Source organism: Streptomyces sp. cg40, from assembly GCF_050320165.1.
In the GTDB taxonomy this organism is placed as follows: Bacteria; Actinomycetota; Actinomycetes; order Streptomycetales; family Streptomycetaceae; genus Streptomyces; species Streptomyces hokutonensis.
In genome coordinates, this window is record NZ_CP190128.1 from 1,322,114 (window position 1) to 1,340,991 (window position 18,878).

The window sequence follows — 18,878 nt, forward strand, 5'->3', positions numbered from 1 at the left end:
CGCAGGAATAGTGCAACACTGCCCGTATGGCCCAGACACTCGCGCACACACCGCCGCAGCCCGGGAACGCCACGCACGACGTCACCAACCAGCCCCCGCCCCTGACCCCGTACGACGCCTCCCAGGACACGGCCCTGCTCGAAGGGCTGCGTCGGGAGGGCGCCGGCTGGGCCGAGGAGGACGTACGGCGGCTCGGCCGGGCGGCGGGCAGTGCGGAGGCGCAGGAGTGGGGTGAGCAGGCGAACCGGCACGAGCCGGAACTGCGCACGCACGACCGGTACGGCAACCGGATCGACGAGGTCGAGTTCCACCCGAGCTGGCACCGGCTGATGGGCGTCGCCGTCGCCGAGGGGCTGGCGGGCGCACCGTGGGCGGACGAGCGGCCCGGCGCCCATGTGGCCCGTACGGCGGGCGGGTTGGTGTGGGGACACACCGAGGCGGGCCATGGATGCCCGACGTCGATGACGTACGCCGCTGTTCCCGCACTGCGCGCCCAGCCCGAACTGGCCGCGGTCTACGAGCCGTTGCTCACCAGCCGGGTGTACGAACCGGGCCTGCGCGTCCCGACCGAGAAGCGCGGGCTGCTGGCCGGGATGGGGATGACGGAGAAGCAGGGCGGCTCCGACGTCCGTACGAACACCACGGCGGCCACCCCGACCGCCGAACCCGGGGTGTACACGCTGCGCGGGCACAAGTGGTTCACGTCGGCGCCGATGTGCGACGTGTTCCTCGTGCTGGCGCAGGCTCCGGGCGGGCTGTCGTGCTTCCTGGTGCCCCGCGTGCTGCCCGACGGCAGCCGGAACGCGTTCCGCATCCAGCGGCTGAAGGACAAGCTGGGCAACCGGTCCAACGCGTCCTCGGAGCCCGAGTTCGACGGGACCGTCGCCTGGCTGGTCGGCCCCGAGGGGCGTGGCGTCAAGACCATCATCGAGATGGTCAACTGCACGCGTCTGGACTGCGTGATGATGTCGGCGACGCTGATGCGCAAGACGCTCGTCGAGGCGGGCCACCATGTGCGCCACCGCAGTGCGTTCGGCGCGCGGCTGCTCGAACAGCCGCTGATGCGCAACGTGTTGGCCGATCTGGCGCTGGAGTCCGAGGCCGCGACGACCCTGACCCTGCGGCTGGCGGGAGCGGCGGACCGTGCGGTGCGCGGGGACGACGCCGAGTCCGCGTTCCGCCGGATCGCCACCGCCGTGGGCAAGTACTGGGTGACCAAGCGCGGCCCGGCCTACACGGCGGAGGCCCTGGAGTGCCTCGGCGGCAACGGCTACGTCGAGGACTCTGGCATGCCCCGCCACTACCGCGAGGCACCCCTCCTCTCCATCTGGGAGGGCTCGGGGAACGTCAACGCCCTTGACGTACTGCGGGCGTTGAGCCGGGACCCCGGCCCGGCGGAGGCCCTGTTCGCCGAACTCGCCCTGGCGCGGGGCGCGGACGCCCGCCTGGACGCGGCGGTGAGCCGGTTGAAGGGCACGTTGAGCGAGGCGACGGAGACGGGCGCGCGCCGCCTCGTCGAACAGATGGCGCTCACCCTCCAGGCGTCCCTCCTCGTGCGACACGCCCCGTCCGCCGTCGCCGACGCCTTCTGCGCGACCCGGCTGAGCGGCGACTGGGGGCACGCCTTCGGCACACTCCCCGACTCCGCCGACCTCGACGCGATCGTCGCCCGCGCCCTGCCCGACGGGGACTGACCCTCGGTCACCTCCCGATTCCGCTTCGTTGTCAGTGGCGTGGTGCAGACTCGCGATCAGTTGGCACTTCGTCTGGGGAGGGCAACGTGTTCACGGGGATCGACGAGGTCGACTGGGCCTCGCTGCGGCATGCGTACGGCAGTGCGGAGGACGTGCCCGCACTGCTCAGGGGACTGGCCTCCACGGACCCCGTCGAGCGGGCGGGAGCACTCGACGGGATGTACGGCGCGGTGCACCACCAGGGGACGGTGTACGACTCGACACTCGCCTGCGTTCCGTTTCTGTTCGCGCTCGCCGTCGAGGAAGGAGTCGCGGAGCGCGGCGAGTTGGTGGCGCTTCTGGTCAGCATCGGCCGGGGGCGCGGGCCGGCGGAAGCCGCCTTACGGGCGCTGTCCCAGGCCTTCGTCGTGCTCGTCGGCGACCGGGACCCCGGCGTGCGCCGGGCCGCGGCCGAGGGGCTGGTCCGGTTCCTCGACCAACCCGCGCGCGTGCTGGGCCTGTTGCGGGAGCGGATCACGGTCGAGCGCGACGACCGGGTTCTGCTCGCCCTCACCGAGAGCCTCGGTCTGTTCGTACGGCGGTATCCGGCCCACACCTCCGAGGCGCTGGACACCCTGCTGGCCCTCGGCGCTCCGCCGTACGACCCCGGGCTACGGCTCGCCGCACTCGGCCAACTGGCGTGCTGCGCACCGGATCTGCTCCCCGCCGACCTGGTCCCGAGGGTCGTGGGCCTGCTCGGGGAGCGGTCCGAGCTGCGGCGGTCGGCCCTCCGCGAACGGGACGACACCGACTGCGCGGACACGCTCGCCGGGCGGTTACGGCGACTTCGCCCCTCGGACGAGGAGGGCGCGCAGCTCGTGCGCACGCTGCACACCGCGCTGGGCGGGCGCCTGGCCAACCGGATCGCCCTGCTGGAAGGGCAGTTGGCCACTCCGGACCCCACGGACCGGTGCAACGGGGTGTGGATGTCGGCCGGACTGTTCCGCGAGTGGCGGGCCGACCACTCGGCGCTCGTCGCGCTGGTCGGTGAGCAACTGGGCACGGAGGCCGACCGGTTGCGCGATGCCGCGTCGTCTGTCCTGGGGGAACTCTTCCACCTGGCCGCGCCGGCCGCCGATCACCTGCACGCGCTGGTGATCGCGCGCCCCGACCTGTGGACGCAGCGCTGGGAGCCTGGGACGCCGGCCCTGGGCGGCGCGCTCAAGGCCCTTGCCCGCAGCGGCGATTCACGGGCGGTGACGGTACTGGCCGAGATGCTCGCGCGGCCGGTCGTACCCGACGACCTGGGCCGGGTGATCGTCCACCTTGGCCGCTCGGCCGCACCGCTCGCCCCGGCGTTGCGGCACCGGCTCGGCCGTCTGCCCCTCGACTCCCCCGAGATGTCCGACCGTGCCGTACCGCTGCTGTCTGCCCTGACCGCGCTCGCCGACCGGGAGGCCGTGCCGGAGGTGCTGCGGCTGTTGCGCGGGGTGCCGGACGGGATGCGGTCCGGGCAGCGGGTCGTGGCGTCGGCGGTGCGGGCGCTCGAAGCGTTCGGGGTCGGGGCGGAGGGCGTCGTACCGGTGCTGCGGGGGCTGTTGGAGTCCGAGTGTGCGGGCGTCGCGGCGGGTGCGTTGTGGTCGGTGGAGGGGGATGCGTCTGCCGTACTGCCTTCCCTGTTACGGGATTTGGCGAGTTCGGACGGAGAGCGGCGCCGGGTGGCGGCGGACGTGCTGGCGCGGGTGGGAGTGGCCGCGCGGGTCGCGGCGGACGTGCTGGCGCGGATGGTCGGGGCGGAGCGCGTGGAGGAGCGGGTCGCGGGGGCGCGGGCGCTGTGGCGGGTTACCGGGGATGCGGAGAGGGCGCTTCCTGCGCTGCGGTCGGCTTGGACCGGGCATCCGGGTGTGCGGGTCGCTGTCGCCGCGTGCCTGGCCGACATGGGGGCCGCCGGGGCACCCCTGCATGACCTGGTGACGGCGGAACTCGCCGCGCCACGACGGCACTTGGCACGGAGCGGCGGACATGGGAGCCGGGACGTACTGGAGGACGAGCGGCTGTTGGCGGTATGCCGGGAGACGGTGGCGAGTGGTGGCGCCGCGTGCGGCGGGGAGGCGTGACGTGCGGTCGTACGGCGTGCGGCGGGAAGCGGTGACGGGCGGTGACTCCGCGTCCGGTACGGAAAGGCGACGGGCGGTCGCACCGCGTACGGCGGGAGACGGCGACGGGCAGTCGCACCGCGTCCGGCGCCGAAAGGCGACGGACGGTCATGCGTGCGGCGCGGAAGGACGGCCGGCGGTGGCGCCGCTCGTGGCGCGGAGAGGTGACGGGCACAACGAGGGCCCCCGCAGCGGCCTGCGTGCTGGGGCGCTCATGTCGTGCGGGCGGTCGGGCCCGTCTTCCCTCAAGCGGGCGGTCGGCCCGTCCTGCTCAGCCTGTCTTGCGGCTCCACAGCGGGCCGAAACGTGCCCATTCCTCGTCCCACTGGTCCATGCGCCGGCGTTCCAGCCGGATGCGGAGGGCGCGCGCGCTGATGAAGGGGACGGCCGCCGCGCCCATTCCCAGCAGGGTGCCGATCAGTGCGGCCCGCAGCTGGGCCTGGGACGCGGTGGCGGGCTTGGTGACCAGATGGCCCCGCGGGTCGGTCCAGATCGTCACCGGAGTGCCGATGCCGCTGCCGGAGGGAACGCGGATCTGGCCGGTGTGCGAGGAGCCGTCCACGGCCGTCCAGCGGACCTTCGCCCAGACGAGCTCGCTGTTCGTTCTCCCGGAGTTGGCCGCGGAGGGGCCGGGCGCGTCCTGGGTCACCAGTGCCACCACGGGTTTCCACTCGACGCGCTCCTGGGCCAGTTCGTGTTCGACGGACCGGGTCGCCGTCAGACCGGCCAGCACGCCTGCCAGGACGGTGATCAGCCAGGCACCGAGCACGATCCACGACTCCACCGCATCGGCGCGGCGCTTGAGCGGATTGCGCCGCCACCGCCACAGCCACACCTTCGGACCTCGGAACGCCATCGAAGGCATCCTCCTCATGAACGCACTGACATGCCGAACCGACCTCCCATACGGGAGACGTCCCCTCGATGCTCACGACGAATACCCCGACTCGACAGTCCCATGGCGGACGAGGTGTGCGCGGGCTTTTCGTGAGAGGCGTCCCCGGCAGCTGCCCGTCGGGCCGGGATCATGGCTCTGAGCTGCGGTGATGCCAGCTCCAGGGGTGACTGTCAGTGGCGGGGTGCAGACTGGCGGGTGAGGGGGGCGAAGTGGCCAAAATCGTGGTGGAGGTGATCGTCATGACCGAGGTGCTGCTCGCGGTGGGCACGCGAAAAGGCCTGTTCATCGGGCGCAGGCGGGGTGGAGTCTGGGAGTTCGACGAGAGTCCGTACTTCAACGCGCAGGCGCTGTATTCGGTCGCCGTCGACACACGGGGCCACATTCCGAGACTGCTGGCCGGTGGTGACAGCGCCCACTGGGGTCCGTCCGTGTTCCACTCCGACGACCTGGGGCGTACGTGGGTCGAGCCGGAGCGGCCGGCCGTCAAGTTCCCCAAGGACACCGGGGCTTCGCTGGAGCGGGTGTGGCAGCTGCACCCGGCCGCGGCGGAACCGGACGTGGTGTACGCGGGTACGGAACCGGCCGCGCTGTACCGCTCCGAGGACCGCGGCGAGAGCTTCGACCTCGTCCGTCCCCTCTGGGAGCACCCCACCCGCTCGCGCTGGGTGCCGGGCGGCGGTGGAGAGGGGCTGCACACCGTCCTCACCGACGAGCGCGACCCGAAGGCGGTGACGGTCGCCGTCTCGACTGCGGGTGTTTTCCGCACCCGTGACGGGGGCGCGAGCTGGGAGCCGTCCAACTCCGGTGTCTCCGCGGTGTTCCTGCCGGATCCGAACCCGGAGTTCGGCCAGTGCGTGCACAAGATCGCGCAGGACGCGGCAACCCCGGACCGGCTGTATCTGCAGAACCACTGGGGGGTGTACCGAAGCGACGACGCGGGAGCGCACTGGACGGACATCGGCGAGGGACTGCCGTCCACGTTCGGCTTCGCGGCGGCGGCCCATCCCCATCGCGGAGACACCGCCTATGTGTTCCCGATCAACGCGGACGCGGACCGGGTGCCCGCCGGGCACCGGTGCCGGGTCTTCCGTACGGCCGACGCGGGCAGAAGCTGGGAGGGCCTGTCGGCGGGGCTGCCGGCCGAGGACCACTACGGCACGGTGCTGCGCGACGCGATGTGCACGGACGGCGCGGACCCGGCGGGCGTGTACTTCGGCAATCGCAACGGCGAGGTGTACGCGTCGGACGACGACGGGGACAGCTGGCGGCAGTTGGCGTCCCATCTCCCCGATGTGCTGTGCGTGCGGGCCGCGGTGGTCGCATGAGGACGGCAACTCCCCCGCGCGCGACGGCCGCTGCCCCGGGGGCCGGAACCGTCCGGTGGGCAACTGCCTTATGGGGAGGGTTCGTTCACGCGGGCCCACAGTCCGGTCGTTCTCGGTCGGGCTCGGGCCACCGGTTGATCGTCGAGCCGTTTGCGGCAGTAGGGTGACGCCCGTGGCACCACGACCGTTGCATGAGATTGTCGAACCGGGCTGGGCGAAAGCCCTGGAACCCGTGGCCGGACGCGTCGCCGGGATGGGGGACTTCCTGCGCGCGGAGATCGCCGCCGGACGCACCTATCTACCGGCCGGGCCGAATGTCCTGCGGGCCTTCCAGCAGCCCTTCGACGACGTCCGCGTCCTGATCGTCGGACAGGATCCGTACCCGACCCCGGGGCACGCCGTGGGGCTGTCCTTCTCGGTGGCCCCCGACGTACGTCCGCTGCCGCCGAGCCTGCTCAACATCTACCGCGAGCTGAACACGGACCTGGGGCTGCCCCAGCCGTCCAACGGCGATCTGACGCCGTGGAGTCAGCAGGGGGTGCTGCTGCTCAACAGAGCGCTGACCACTGCCCCGCGCAGCCCGGCCGCCCATCGCGGCAAGGGCTGGGAGGAGGTCACCGAGCAGGCGATACGGGCGCTGGCCGCGCGCGGCAAGCCGCTGGTGTCGATCCTGTGGGGCCGTGACGCCCGGAACCTGCGCCCGCTCCTCGGCGACCTGCCCTCGGTGGAGTCCTCCCACCCGTCCCCGATGTCGGCCGACCGCGGCTTCTTCGGCTCCCGCCCCTTCAGCCGCGCCAACGACCTGCTGGTCCGCCAGGGAGGACAACCGGTGGACTGGCGCCTGCCGTGACGACCGGTCCGGGGGACACCGGTTCGGCTGGGGCGGCGGAATCAGCGGGGGCGCCGCGCGGACCGGTTTCCGCGGGCGGGGCTGTCGGGTTCAGCGGTGCTGCCGGCATCAGAGGTAACGCCGAGGGGACTTCGGAGGGGCCGTTTTCCGTCGGCCCGTCCACCGAGACCAGAAACATCGCCACGAGAACTTCGGACGGATCGGTGTCCTTGGCCCGGTCCGCCGCGGCCGCCGGGGCCGGGGCCGGTGCTCCGGACGGGACCGTGACCTTCGGCCGGACCTCCGATGCCGGAAGTAGCGATGAGGGGATTCCCGGCGGTCAACTGTCCTCTCCCGACACGGCCGAGGCGGGCGCCGCCGAGGCCAGTACCGCCGCCGGGAGGTCGTCGGGCAGGCCCCCCGAGCCGGTTCGCTCCGCGATTCGCTCCGCGTTCCCTTCCGCGGTGCCTCCATCGGCACCCCCCGCACAGGACACCCGCGCCAGGTTTCTCGCCGTGGACTCCGGAGGTTCCGGGGTGCGGGTCGTCGTAGGGGAAGTCGGGCGTCCGGTGTCCGTGACGCTCGCGTCCGGGGAGCCGGTGCGGACCGGTGCGCGAGGGATCGATGCCGGGCATTTCATGGGGCAACTGGTGCCCATGGTGCGGGAGTTGGCCGGTGATGCCGGGCGTGCTGAGTGGGGTACGGCCGTGATCGGGGCCACCGGGCTCGCCACCCTCGGGGACGGGTTGCGGGAGGAGTTGCCGGGGGCGCTGGCGCGGGAGTTCGGGGTGCGGACGGTCGCGCTCGTCGCCGATGCCGTCACCGCCTATGTCGGCGCCCTCGGGATACGGCCCGGTGCCGTGGTCGCGGCCGGTACGGGACTCATCGCGGTCGGCACCGACCTCACCGGCTGGCGGCGGGCGGACGGCTGGGGACATCTGCTGGGCGACTGCGGCGGCGGGGCGTGGATCGGGCGGGCCGGGCTGGAGGCGGCGCTGCGGGCGTTCGACGGGCGGGACGGCGGTTCGGGGCCGCTGCTGGCCTGCGCGGAGGAGCAGTTCGGGCCGATGCCGGGACTGCCCGGCAAGCTGTATCCGCGGCCGGATCGGCCCGCCGTGCTCGCCTCCTTCGCGCCCCGTGTCGCCGAGTGCGCGCCGGACGACCCGGTGGCGGCGGGCATTCTTCGTGCCGCGGCGCGGCACATGGCCGAGTCGGCCGCCGCGGTCTGTCCGACGGCCGGCGAGCCGCAGATCGCGCTCACCGGTGGCCTGTTCCGGATGGGCGACCCGCTTCTCGTACCCGTGGGCGAGGAGTTGGCGAAACGGCTGCCGCACGCCCGACCGGTCGCGGCGGCGGGCGATCCGCTGGACGGTGCCGTGCGGATCGCGCGCGACCTCGCGGCGGGCGCGCTCGCCCTGCCGGCCGACGGCGTGATGGTGCACGTGGTGGACGTGGCGGACCCAGGTGATCACTTCTGATCCGTACGTAACTCATCCGACAAAACAGGACGGATACCGCTCACCTGCACCCTCCCCGAACAGGGGAGCCCAAGAAGCCAGTAACATGCGTCGCCATGAGCTCCCCCACTGGGCCCGCGTCCGGCCTGCCAGTACGAATGCCGCGACCTCGCCAGCCCGGGCGGCACCGCCGACCCGAGCCGCTGGCGGCTCCCGAGGGCGCGCCCGCGCTGGTGCTCGCCGTGCCGGGCACGCCCAGCGCCGCCACGCGCAGCCTCGCCGAGGAGGTCGTGAGCATCGCGCGCTCCGAGCTGCCCGGTCTGGACGGCCGCATCGGTTATCTCGACGGGGACGACGCCGAGTTCCCCACGCTGACCTCCGTGCTCGCGCACGCGGCCGAGGAACGCACCGCCCGCTTCGAGCAGGCCAGGGCCGCCGGTGCCGACGTCAAGGAGCCCGACGGTCCCGTGGCCGTCGTCGTGCCGCTGCTCGCCGGTCCGGACAGCGCGCTGCTGCGCCAGGTCCGCCAGGCCGTCATGGACAGCCGGGTCGCGGCCGACCTGACCGATTCGCTCGGCCCGCACCCGCTGCTCGCCGAGGCGCTGCACGTACGGCTCTCCGAGGCGGGTCTCGCCCGTGCCGACCGGGCCCGGCTGTTCACCGTGGCGACCGCCGCGGACGGCATCATCCTCGCGTCCGTGGGCGGCGAGGAGGCGGTGCAGGCGGCCGGTATCACGGGCATGCTGCTCGCCGCGCGTCTCGCCGTGCCGGTGATGGCGGCGGCGCTGGACCAGGAGGGTTCGATCGCGGCCATCGCGGAGCAGCTGCGCGGGTCCGGTTCGCAGCAGCTGGCGCTGGCGCCGTATCTGATCGGGCCCGAGATCGACCCGGGTCTGCTCCAGGCCGCGGCCGCCGAGGCGGGCTGTTCGGCCGCCGAGGCGCTCGGCCCGTACCCGGCGATCGGCAAGCTCGCGCTCGCCAAGTACACGACGGCGCTGGGTATCGCGCCGCCGCAGCAGCAGGGCGCACCGGTCCGCTGACCCGGTCCGGTCCGTACCGGCGTGGCCTGGCCTGGCACGTGTAACGCCGTAGCGCCGAAAGGGCCCCTCCTCACGCGGGAGCGGGCCCTTCGGCATGCCGTGGAAACGGCCGCGGGGTCAGTCGAACACCACGCAGGACGCGGCGGTCACATCGATCGAGCCGCCGGGGCGCGGGACGCCGGTGGCGGGGTCGACGGCGAACCAGGTCACGTCGCCCGACCGCTCGTTCGCCACATACAGGTACCCCCCGGCCTCGGCGAGGGCGCGCGGCCAGTGTCCCCCGCAGGGCACCGTCCCGATCAGGCGCAGCCCCTCCCCCTCGACGGCGAGCACGGACAGCACGTCCTCGCCGCGGGTCGCCGTCCAGACGAAGCGGCCGTCCGGTGAGGTCACGATGCCGGAGGGGTAGGCGGCGTCGCCGGCCGGGGCGCCCGGCAGTACCGGGGTCTCGGCCAGCGGTTTCAGTGCACCGCGCCCGGCGTCCCAGCGGCAGACGGTGACGGTCGGGGTGAGTTCGTTGAGGACGTACGCGCGGTCGCCGTCGGGATGGAAGGCCAGGTGACGGGGGCCCGAGCCGGGCCGGAGGGCGATCTCGCGGTGCAGTACGGGGCGTCCGTCGTCCAGCGTGCACACCAGCACGGAGTCGGTGCCGAGGTCGATGCCGACGGCCCAGCGGCCGCTGGGGTCGGGCTGGATCTGGTGGGCGTGCGGCCCCTGTTGACGTCGTTCGTGCGGGCCCGAGCCGGTGTGCCGGAGCTGTCCGGAGGGGCGGTCCGCCAGGGTGCCGTCGGGGCGGACCGGGACGGCGGTGACGCTGCCGGAGCCGTAGTCGGCGGTCAGGACGTGCCCCGCGTACAGGCTCAGGTACGTCGGTCCGGCGCTGCCGAGGCGCACCGGCGGACCGAGCGGTTCGGGCTTGTCGCCGTTGACGCGGTACGCGGCCACCGCGCCCTCGTCCGTCTCGCTGACCGCGTAGAGGGTGTCCCCCTCGGGCGCCAGGGCCAGATACGAGGGGTCGGGGACGCCGTCGACGCTGCTCAGGACGGTCAGCGCGCCGCTGTGCGCGTCCACGGCCGCCGCGACGACACCAGGACCGCCCGCCGCCGTGAACGACCCGATGAAGGCCCGCCGTTGCCGCCTGCCGCCGTCTGTCACCGCTGTCCCCTCTCGGTTCAGTGCTGTCCGGGGTGACGGTAGCAGTCGATCATGAACGGTCTAGACCAAAGTGCGGAGCCTGTTGCAGCGAGGTGTGCCGGACCGCGCGCAAGGCTGGGCAAGTCCCGCACGGGCCGTTCCAGCCGGTACCGATGGGCCGACGCGGGTTGGCCGGCCAGAGGCCTCGTGCCGCGGGCGCTACTCCCGCCGGGCCGAGCCCACTCAAACCCCGACGAGCCCCGAACCGGACCGCGCCCGCAGCGGGCCCGCGAGTTCCGCGAGCGCACGCTCCAGCCCCCGCAGATCGGCCGGCGCAGGTTCGCAGGTTCCACCGGCAGCCCGGCCGACGTGGCGCCGAGCGGCGACATCACGCCGTCAGCGAGGGCCTCAACCGTGCTCCCGACGCGGTGACCGGGCAAGCTCGGCGCGCAAGGCCCACCCCCGCCGGGCCCAACCCGCTCAAGCCCCCACGAGCCCCGAACCCGACCGCACCCGCAGCGGACCCGCCAGTTCCGCGAGCGCACGCTCCAACCCGTGGAGGTGAGCCAGCGCGGGTTCCGCCGGTGGACCGCCCGCAGTCGCCGTGAGCGGTGACGCCCCGCCTCCGGTGAGTGCCTCGACCGCGGTCTCGACGCGGTGGCAGGCGGTGGCGAGGCGGGTGTCGTGGGAGGCCTGCGGGTCGGCGGCCACCGTGGCCAGGCCGCGGATCTCGTGGGCGCAGTCGTCGAGCAGCGCCAGCACCCGGCGGGCCCGGCGCTTGCGGCCGAGCATCGGGTTCAACGGGTGCACGAGGGGTGCGACGGAGAGCCGTACCCGGCCCAGGAGTTGTTCGAGTTCGGTGATGCGTTCGGCGGGGTCTGCGCGGCCGGAGCCGGCGAGGCGGGCGGTGGCCTCGGCGGTGCAGGTGCGGACGCAGCGCAGGGCGCGTTGGATCCAGGCGTCCGTGGTGGTGTGGGTGGTCACGGGGAGCACCAGCAGGACGGCCAGTACGGCGCCGAGCGCGCCGACGCCGGTCTCCGCGAACCGCAGCGCCAGCAGGCCGGGGGTCAGGACGCCGAGGAGGCCGTAGAGGAGTTCTGCCATCAAGGTCACCGAGAGCATCATCCAGGTGTAGGAGACGGCGGCCGAGTAGAAGATCCCGAAGACGCACGCGGCCACCAGGATCGCGGTCACGACGGGGGCGCCCGCGACCGGCACGGCGACGAGCAGGCCCAGGCCGATGCCCAGGACCGTGCCGAGGACGCGGCGGAAGCCCCGGACCACGGTCTCGCCGCGTGAGGCGGTGTTGACGAAGATCCACCAGGTCGCGCCCACGGCCCAGTACCAGCGCTGGCCTGACACCAACTGGCCCACCACGAGCGCGAATCCGGCGCCCGTCGTCGCCTGGACCGCCTGGCGGGTGGTCACCCGGGCCAGGCCTCGGCCGGGCGGCGGGGCGGGTGCGGCGGGCGGGGGCAGCCGGCGTTCGTAGCACCACAGGCCGAAGCGGACCGTGGCCGCCGTGAGCACGGAGAGGGCCACGGCGGCGTAGAGCGCGGGCAGTTGGGCGGTGGTCGCGTGCAGGAACTGGGCCACGAAGAAGGTCATGAACGCGAACACACCGAGGCTGTGGCCGCGCGGTCCCCAGCGGCGGGCGTAGACGCCGGCGCCGACCACGGCGAGGAAGGTGAGGTCCCGGGCCACGGGGTGGGCGTGCAGTTCGGCGGCTGCGGTCAGCACCGGGAGGCCCACGCAGGGCAGGAGCGCGGTGGTGACGGCCTGTCCGCGCACCGTGGCGTCCGTGACCGTGAACAGGGTGAGCAGCGCGGCGAGGCCGCCGGTGACGGCGCCCGCGAGGGACTGCCCGGTCAGGCCGCAGACGACCACCGCCAGGCCGATGCCGAGGACGGCCCGCGCGGCGAACCGCAGCCGTATCCGCCCCGGGTCCGGAGCCACGAACATCCGCTTCAGCACTGCTTCCCCGCCCCTTGCGCACGCCCGCACGAAAAAGGCGCCGCGGAGGTCCGCAGCGCCATCGACGCGCCCATCACAACATCACCTGGGATGCTGGCTCAAGTGACCCCTGAACTGCTGGTCCATTGGCACAGGGCACTGCGATTGGGCCGTTGGTACAGTCGTGCCCATGAGCGTGGACGAACTCGACACCCGCATCCTGCGGCTCCTCCTGGAGCAGCCGCGTACCAGCGTGCGTGAGTACGCCCGGATTCTCGGCGTCGCCCGGGGCACCCTCCAGGCCAGGCTGGACCGGATGGAGCGGGACGGGGTGATCACCGGCACAGGGCCCTTCCTGTCCCCGGCCGCTCTCGGCCACCCGGTGCTCGCGTTCGTGCACATCGAGGTGACGCAGGGCCATCTCGACGAGGTGGGGGACGCGCTGGCCGCCGTACCGGAGATCGTGGAGGCGTTCTCGATCACCGGTGGCGGGGATCTGCTCACCCGGGTCGTGGCGCGGGACAACGGTCATCTGGAGGACGTGATCCAGCGGCTGATCAGCCTGCCGGGGGTGGTCCGCACGCGGACCGAGATGGTGTTGCGCGAGCGGGTCCCGCACCGGTTGCTTCCGCTGGTGGAGGCGGTCGGCCGTGCGGCCGGGAAGTGAGCACTCGGCGCCCCTCGGCATCCCTCGCCACCCCTTGGCATCCTGATCCCATGAGCAACCTCGGCGGCCTCTCGGTCATCTTCGATCTCGACGGAACGCTCGTGGACAGCGAGCCGAACTACTACGAAGCCACCCGGCAGACCCTCGCCGAGCACGGCGTCCCGGACTTCACCTGGGCGCAGCACGAGCGCTTCGTCGGGATCAGCACCCAGGAGACCCTCGCCCTCCTCAAGGAGCGCCACGGTCTGAAGGCGCCGGTGGAGGAGCTGCTCGCGGAGACGAACGGCCGCTATCTGGCGCTGGCCCGGACCGCCACGCACGCGTATCCGGAGATGCGGAAGTTCGTGGAGCTGCTGGCCGCCGAGGGGGTGCCGATGGCCGTGGCCTCGGGTTCGTCGCCGGAGGCGATCGAGGCGATCCTGACGGGGACCGGGCTCGACGCGGTGCTGCGGACGGTGGTCTCGGCGGACGAGGTGGCCCACGGCAAGCCCGCGCCGGACGTCTTCCTGGAGGCCGCGCGCAGGCTCGGGGCGGCTCCGGCCGACTGCGTGGTCCTGGAGGACGCGGCTCCGGGCGCGGCGGCGGCGCACGCGGCCGGTATGCGCTGCATCGCGATCCCGTACGTGACCGCGCAGGCCGACGCCCCCGAGTTCGCCACGGCGGGACTGCTACTGCGGGGCGGCCAGGCGGAGTTCAGCGCGCAGGGGGCGTACGACTGGCTGACCTGAGGCCAGGGCCGCACAAAAGGTCTGCGAGAAACCCGAATGCGCCCGCTTGTTCGGTTCTGGGAGCATGCCGGAATGATCGACCGACTCGAACCGCTGGTCATCCGGCACACGCTCCGCGTCCCCACGCCCACGGGTCCCGTGGGTGAAGGCGCCACCGTCGCGCGGCAGTTCGACGCCGCGCTGCTGTCCGTGGGCTTCAAGCTCTCCCCGGAGCTGCTGGAACGGCTGTCGGGGCTGTCCGGGGAGACGGTCGTCGGGATCGCCGGCCGCACCCTGCGGACCGTCCGCGCGATGGTCGGCGACCACGTTCAGCACAACGTCTACTTCATCAACTTCCCGGCCAATGTGCCCGACACCGTGGACTTCTGGATGTCGTGCGTCGCCGACGCGCTCCGCGACGAGGAGACCTCGTCCGCGACCCTCAAGCGGTTGCGGACCGGCGTGCTGAACCTGCTCGACCTGCCGGCCTACGGCCGGTACCAGCACACGTACGCCGAAATGCTGGCCGCCCAGGACGAGTTGATCGCGGCGGCGGGCGACCGGATCACGGTGCTGCACCCGGGCGGCGAGCCGGCCGACGAACTCACCGCGCTCTACCTGGCGTTGGCGGGCAGCGAGACACCGCTCGGCGAGGAGCACCGGCGTGATCTGCGGGCGCTGGCCGAGCGGTGCGCCGACGGGCCGCAGCCCGAGGCGATCCCGGTCCGGGAGAACCGGGCGATCGTCAACCAGGCCCGCCTGCAAGCGGGTTCGAGCCTGCTGCTGGACACCGTCACCGATGTGCTGCGGCTGGCCTGCGCGCTGTCGGACGGCGATGTGGCGCTGGCGGAGCCGACCCGCTTCCGGTCGCTGTCCCGGCCGGTACGGCGGGCGCTGCTCGCGGGTCTTGACTCGGTGGTCGCCGCGGCGCCCGCCAAGCTCGCCGACGTGGCCGCGCACCGCGAGGAGTGGAAGCGGCTCGGCGAGCGGCTGCACCCGCACGAGTACCCGCGGTGGCCGCACGCCGCCGACGTGTTCGCGGTCGCGCGGGGTGAGCTGAAGGTGCGGTCGTTCGACGGCCGGGTGGAGGAACTCCTCGCGGAGAACGACCTGTTGGGGGCGGTGAAGCTGCTGAGGTCCGCGCCCGGCAAGCTGTTCCGCGCGCTGGACCGGCTGCTGCGCACGGCGGTCACGCAGGAGGAGCGGGACGCCGTGGTGGCCGCCGCCGAGGAGGTCGCGCCCGAGGTGTCCGGCCGGGTGGTGCTGTCGGTGCGCGAGCATCTGCACAACAGGGCCCGGGAGACCGGGGAGTTGCGGGTGTTCGTGAACCGGCGCGGCCGTGCCTGGGTGACCGACGACGAGCGGACGGTCGTACGGCCGGCGGAGCGGGCGCGGTTGATCGCCGCGCTCGACGACGAGACGCGGCGCCGACTGCCTTCTCCGGAGCGGCTGTTGATCGACCCGGAGGTGCTCGACGTGGCGCTGCCGCTGAGCGGGAAGGCGACGGCGGCGGGGCTCGGGGTGCTGCCGCGCGGGTCCGTGTCGGCGGTGGAGGGCGAGTTGCTGCGCTTCTTCGTGTACTGGAAGGAGTCCGAGCGGCGGACCGACTTCGATCTGTCGGCGCTGATGCTCGACGCGGACTACTCGACGAACACCTGGTTGTCGTACACCTCGCTCAGCGGTGTCGAGGGTGAGCACTCCGGTGACATCACCGAAGCGCCGGACGGGGCCTCGGAGTTCATCAATCTGCGGCTGGGGGCCGTGCGCGGGGCGTTCGTCGTGCCGCAGGTCAACATCTTCGCGGGCGAGGGCTTCGAGGAGGTCGAGGAGTCGTTCTTCGGGTTCATGCTGCGCGAGGGCGAGCAGAAGGGGCGGCCGTTCGAGCCGCGTACCGTGCGGATGAAGTCGGAGCTGCGCGGCGCGGGGCGGGTGGCGCTGCCGCTGGTGTTCCTGCGCGGGGAGGACGACCGCTGGCGGGCGAAGTGGCTGCACCTGTACCTCAAGGGCAGCCCGTCGGCGAACCGGGTGGAGGAGAACCGGGTGACGGTGGCGAACCTGCTGCGCGGGATCGTGGAGCGCGATCAGCTCACCGTGTGGCATCTCGTGGACCTGATGAGCAGAGGGGCGACGGAGTTGACGTTCTGGGACGGCGGGGCGGTGCCGGACGACGGTCCGGTGACGTACATCGGTCTGCGCCGCCCGGACGGGCTGCCCGAGGGTTCGCGGATCGTGACCCTGGAAAATCTGCGCGACCTGATCCCCGCCTGACTGCTAACGTCAGCCGTGGCGAGGCCATGAACGGGCTTCCTTCTCCATCCTTTATTGCCTTCTGGCAAAGAATCCAGTCCGTTCGCTTTCCTCGCCCTCGACGTCCCATGAGGGGTGCCCCAGGGCACCCCTCATGGCGTTCTCCCACTTGAAACGCGCTTTCCCCACTTGTGGGACAATCCTCTATGCGCGGATGAAAGGCCACTTCAGTGAGCAGAGCGAACGACGGGGCCGACTACGGCAGCCTGCGGCTCGACCGCTCGGGTCAGGCCGAGGCCTTCGACGCCATCGGGGACCGCTACGACGAGGCCTTCCCGCACAAGGAGGGCCAGATCGCCGCCGGTGACTGGCTGGTCGAGTCCCTCGCCCCGGGCTCCCGGGTGCTGGACCTCGGCAGCGGTACGGGCGTGCCGACCGCCCGGCAGCTGACGGCGGCGGGTTTCGAGCTGGTGGGCGTGGACCTGTCCCGGCGGATGGTGGAGCTGGCCCGGAAGTACGTCCCGGACGGCACGTTCCACCAGCTGGACCTGGCCGACCTGCGCCCGGGCGGCCCCACCGACCTGGGCCGGTTCGACGCCGTCGCCGCGTTCTTCTCCCTGCTGATGCTGCCGCGCGCGGAGATCCCCCTCGCCCTGCGCACGATCCACCACCTGCTGACCCCGGGCGGGCTGTTCGCCCTGTCGATGGTGGAGGCGCATGTGGACGACTTCGCGATCCCCTTCCTCGGCAACACGATCAGGGTCTCCGGCTACCTCCTCGACGACCTGCGCAAGCTCCTGGACGACGCGGGCTTCGAGACCGTGAAGGAGACCTCCTACACCTACGCCCCGGCGGTCGCCGACGTGCCGCCCGAGGAACAGGTCTTCCTCTGCTGCCGACGGCGCGACTGACGCCGTAGCACCGACCCGGCGGCCCAGGCCGCACCAGTGGACGGGACGAAGCGTGACGGAGCCACACAGCCCCCGCGAAGGCCCCGCCGGAACCGCCCGGCGAGGCGGTCCGGCGAGCGGCCCGGCCCCCGTCCCGCCGCCGGACCCGGGATGGGACCGGGCGCCTCTCGCACCCGAGCCGCAGACCGACCGGCTCCAGTACCTGGACGTGGCGACCCGGCGGATCGCCCGCGGGATGGACCTGGACGAGACGCTGCGGGAGCTGCGGTGGGCGGCGGTGCCCGCGTTCGCCGACGCGATCGTCATCCACCTGCACGATCCGCTGCCCGTCGGGGACGAGAAGTCGGCCGCGCCCGTGGTCCTTCAGCTGCACAGCATCGACCGGGCGCCGGAGGCGCGGACCGCGCTGCTGATGCCGCACGCCGAGTACACGGACGTGACCGAGCGGGTGCAGCCGGTGCTCGACGGCCGGCTCGCGAAGCTGCTGCTGGCCGGGCAGCCGGCCTTCGGCGACGCGGACGACATCGGGCCCGCGGTGGCCGAGCTGCTGGGACCGGCGGCGAGCGCGCCGGGGACGCTGCCGCAGGGCCGGAGGCTGATCATCGCCCCGCTGCACGGCCGCCACCACGTCATGGGCACGGTCGTCCTGCTGCGCCGCCCCGAGCGTTCCGTGTTCACCGGCGACGACCTGCTCGTCGCCTCCCAGCTGGCCACCCACACCGCGATCGGCGTCCAGAAGGCGGTGATGTACGGCCACGAGGCCTCCGTCGCGGACACCCTCCAGCACACGATGCTCCCGTCCTCGCTGCCGGAGCCGACCGGTGTGCAGCTGGCCAGCCGCTATCTGCCCGCGTCGAAGACCGCGCAGGTCGGCGGCGACTGGTACGACGCGATACCGCTGCCCGGCAACCGGGTCGCGCTGATCGTCGGCGACGTCATGGGCCACTCCATGACCTCGGCCGCGATCATGGGCCAGCTGCGCACCATCGTGCAGACCCTCGCCGGTCTCGACCTGCCCCCGCACGAGGTGCTGCACCACCTCGACGAACAGGCCCAGCGGCTCGGCAGCGACCACATCGCGACCTGTCTGTACGCGATCTACGACCCGATCTCGCACCGTCTCCTCATGGCCAACGCCGGCCACCCGCCCGCCGTCCTGCTGCGCCCGAGCGGCCACGCGGAGGTCCTGCGGGTGCCGCCGGGCGCCCCGATCGGCGTCGGCGGAGTCGTCTTCGAGTCGGTGGAGATGCCCGCGCCCACCGGCACCACCCTGGTGCTCTACACCGACGGCCTGGTCGAGTCCCGGGACGTGGACGTGGGGACGGGCGTCGAGGCCCTGCGCACCCACCTCCAGTCGACCCGGCACGGACACCGCCTGTCCTCGCTGGAGCGCCTGTGCGACCGCATCCTCGCCGCACTGGCGCCGGGTCCGCGCGACGACGACATCGCGCTGCTCACCGCCCGCTTCGAGGGCTTCCCGCCGGACAGCGTCGGCTACTGGCACCTCGACCCGCACCCGCTCACCGCGGGCCAGGCCCGCCGGCTGACCCGCCGGGTGCTGCGCCGCTGGGGCCTGGACGCCCTGCTCGACTCCACGGAACTCATGGTCAGCGAGATCGTCACCAACGCCGTACGGTACGCCTCGCGCCCGATCTCCCTACGGCTGCTGCGCACCGACGTGCTGCGCTGCGAGGTGACCGACGACTCGCCGCAGGTGCCCCGGATGCGGGAGGCGGGGCCGGGCGACGAGGGCGGTCGGGGACTGTTCCTCGTGGACCGGCTCGCGCAGCGCTGGGGGGCGACGCGGCTGAGCACGGGCAAGGTGGTGTGGTTCGAGCAGCGGATCCCGAAGGAGCCGCCGTATCACGGGAGTTGACGAAC

The 18,878-nt window shown here is 72.9% G+C and carries 14 protein-coding genes; 11 read left to right on the forward strand and 3 right to left on the reverse strand.

The window, feature by feature from the left end:
• The first annotated feature begins 26 nt into the window (after positions 1-26).
• The gene (locus ACQHII_RS05910) at positions 27-1,694 is read left to right on the forward strand and encodes an acyl-CoA dehydrogenase family protein (protein ID WP_427918225.1); all 1,668 of its coding nucleotides are present in this window, start codon (positions 27-29) and stop codon (positions 1,692-1,694) included.
• 86 nt (positions 1,695-1,780) lie between these two features.
• Complete coding sequence (locus ACQHII_RS05915) at positions 1,781-3,790, forward strand: HEAT repeat domain-containing protein (RefSeq protein ID WP_427918226.1); 2,010 nt, start codon at positions 1,781-1,783, stop codon at positions 3,788-3,790.
• Between the two features lie 310 nt (positions 3,791-4,100).
• Here the strand turns inward: ACQHII_RS05915 and ACQHII_RS05920 are convergent, their stop codons facing one another.
• A complete protein-coding gene (locus ACQHII_RS05920) occupies positions 4,101-4,685 on the reverse strand; it encodes an Rv1733c family protein (protein ID WP_427918227.1) in 585 nt (194 codons plus the stop codon).
• Positions 4,686-4,900: 215 nt separating this feature from the next.
• Between ACQHII_RS05920 and ACQHII_RS05925 the strand changes: the two genes are divergently transcribed.
• From ACQHII_RS05925 to ACQHII_RS05940, 4 genes are all read left to right on the forward strand, one after another.
• Positions 4,901-6,052 carry a WD40/YVTN/BNR-like repeat-containing protein gene (locus ACQHII_RS05925; RefSeq protein ID WP_427918228.1) on the forward strand — a complete coding sequence of 384 codons (1,152 nt, stop codon included), beginning with the start codon at positions 4,901-4,903 and terminating at the stop codon, positions 6,050-6,052.
• 172 nt (positions 6,053-6,224) lie between these two features.
• Entirely contained in the window at positions 6,225-6,902 is a 678-nt protein-coding gene (locus ACQHII_RS05930) for a uracil-DNA glycosylase (protein ID WP_398997443.1), read from the forward strand.
• A gap of 494 nt (positions 6,903-7,396) precedes the next feature.
• The gene (locus ACQHII_RS05935) at positions 7,397-8,359 is read left to right on the forward strand and encodes an N-acetylglucosamine kinase (RefSeq protein WP_427918229.1); all 963 of its coding nucleotides are present in this window, start codon (positions 7,397-7,399) and stop codon (positions 8,357-8,359) included.
• 95 nt (positions 8,360-8,454) lie between these two features.
• Positions 8,455-9,378, forward strand: coding sequence for a sirohydrochlorin chelatase (locus tag ACQHII_RS05940; protein ID WP_427918230.1), 924 nt, complete (start codon positions 8,455-8,457; stop codon positions 9,376-9,378).
• A 117-nt stretch (positions 9,379-9,495) separates the two neighbouring features.
• Here the strand turns inward: ACQHII_RS05940 and ACQHII_RS05945 are convergent, their stop codons facing one another.
• Both ACQHII_RS05945 and ACQHII_RS05950 read right to left on the reverse strand, forming a co-directional pair.
• Positions 9,496-10,533, reverse strand: coding sequence for a lactonase family protein (locus tag ACQHII_RS05945; protein WP_427918231.1), 1,038 nt, complete (start codon positions 10,531-10,533; stop codon positions 9,496-9,498).
• Positions 10,534-10,992: 459 nt separating this feature from the next.
• On the reverse strand, positions 10,993-12,486 hold the full coding sequence (locus tag ACQHII_RS05950; protein ID WP_427918232.1) for an FUSC family protein: 1,494 nt from the start codon (positions 12,484-12,486) through the stop codon (positions 10,993-10,995).
• Between the two features lie 169 nt (positions 12,487-12,655).
• On the opposite strand from ACQHII_RS05950, the gene ACQHII_RS05955 reads away from it, so the two are divergent.
• From ACQHII_RS05955 to ACQHII_RS05975, 5 genes are all read left to right on the forward strand, one after another.
• Positions 12,656-13,132, forward strand: coding sequence for an Lrp/AsnC family transcriptional regulator (locus ACQHII_RS05955; RefSeq protein ID WP_427918233.1), 477 nt, complete (start codon positions 12,656-12,658; stop codon positions 13,130-13,132).
• A gap of 50 nt (positions 13,133-13,182) precedes the next feature.
• Positions 13,183-13,860 carry an HAD family hydrolase gene (locus ACQHII_RS05960; RefSeq protein WP_427918234.1) on the forward strand — a complete coding sequence of 226 codons (678 nt, stop codon included), beginning with the start codon at positions 13,183-13,185 and terminating at the stop codon, positions 13,858-13,860.
• A 72-nt stretch (positions 13,861-13,932) separates the two neighbouring features.
• Positions 13,933-16,107 (forward strand): hypothetical protein, encoded by a 2,175-nt coding sequence (locus tag ACQHII_RS05965; RefSeq protein ID WP_427918235.1) that lies wholly within the window; start codon positions 13,933-13,935, stop codon positions 16,105-16,107.
• Positions 16,108-16,316: 209 nt separating this feature from the next.
• Complete coding sequence (locus ACQHII_RS05970; RefSeq protein ID WP_427918236.1) at positions 16,317-16,997, forward strand: class I SAM-dependent DNA methyltransferase; 681 nt, start codon at positions 16,317-16,319, stop codon at positions 16,995-16,997.
• A 52-nt stretch (positions 16,998-17,049) separates the two neighbouring features.
• On the forward strand, positions 17,050-18,873 hold the full coding sequence (locus ACQHII_RS05975; protein ID WP_427918237.1) for a SpoIIE family protein phosphatase: 1,824 nt from the start codon (positions 17,050-17,052) through the stop codon (positions 18,871-18,873).
• The last annotated feature ends 5 nt before the right edge of the window (positions 18,874-18,878 follow it).

What these genes read in the sequence shown, in the direction of transcription:
- ACQHII_RS05910 (WP_427918225.1), top strand. Translation starts at nt 27, where the DNA reads ATGGCCCAGACACTCGCGCACACACCGCCGCAGCCCGGGAACGCCACG.
- ACQHII_RS05920 (WP_427918227.1), bottom strand. Translation starts at nt 4,685, where the DNA reads ATGGCGTTCCGAGGTCCGAAGGTGTGGCTGTGGCGGTGGCGGCGCAAT.
- ACQHII_RS05940 (WP_427918230.1), top strand. Translation starts at nt 8,455, where the DNA reads ATGAGCTCCCCCACTGGGCCCGCGTCCGGCCTGCCAGTACGAATGCCG.
- ACQHII_RS05955 (WP_427918233.1), top strand. Translation starts at nt 12,656, where the DNA reads ATGAGCGTGGACGAACTCGACACCCGCATCCTGCGGCTCCTCCTGGAG.
- ACQHII_RS05960 (WP_427918234.1), top strand. Translation starts at nt 13,183, where the DNA reads ATGAGCAACCTCGGCGGCCTCTCGGTCATCTTCGATCTCGACGGAACG.
- ACQHII_RS05965 (WP_427918235.1), top strand. Translation starts at nt 13,933, where the DNA reads ATGATCGACCGACTCGAACCGCTGGTCATCCGGCACACGCTCCGCGTC.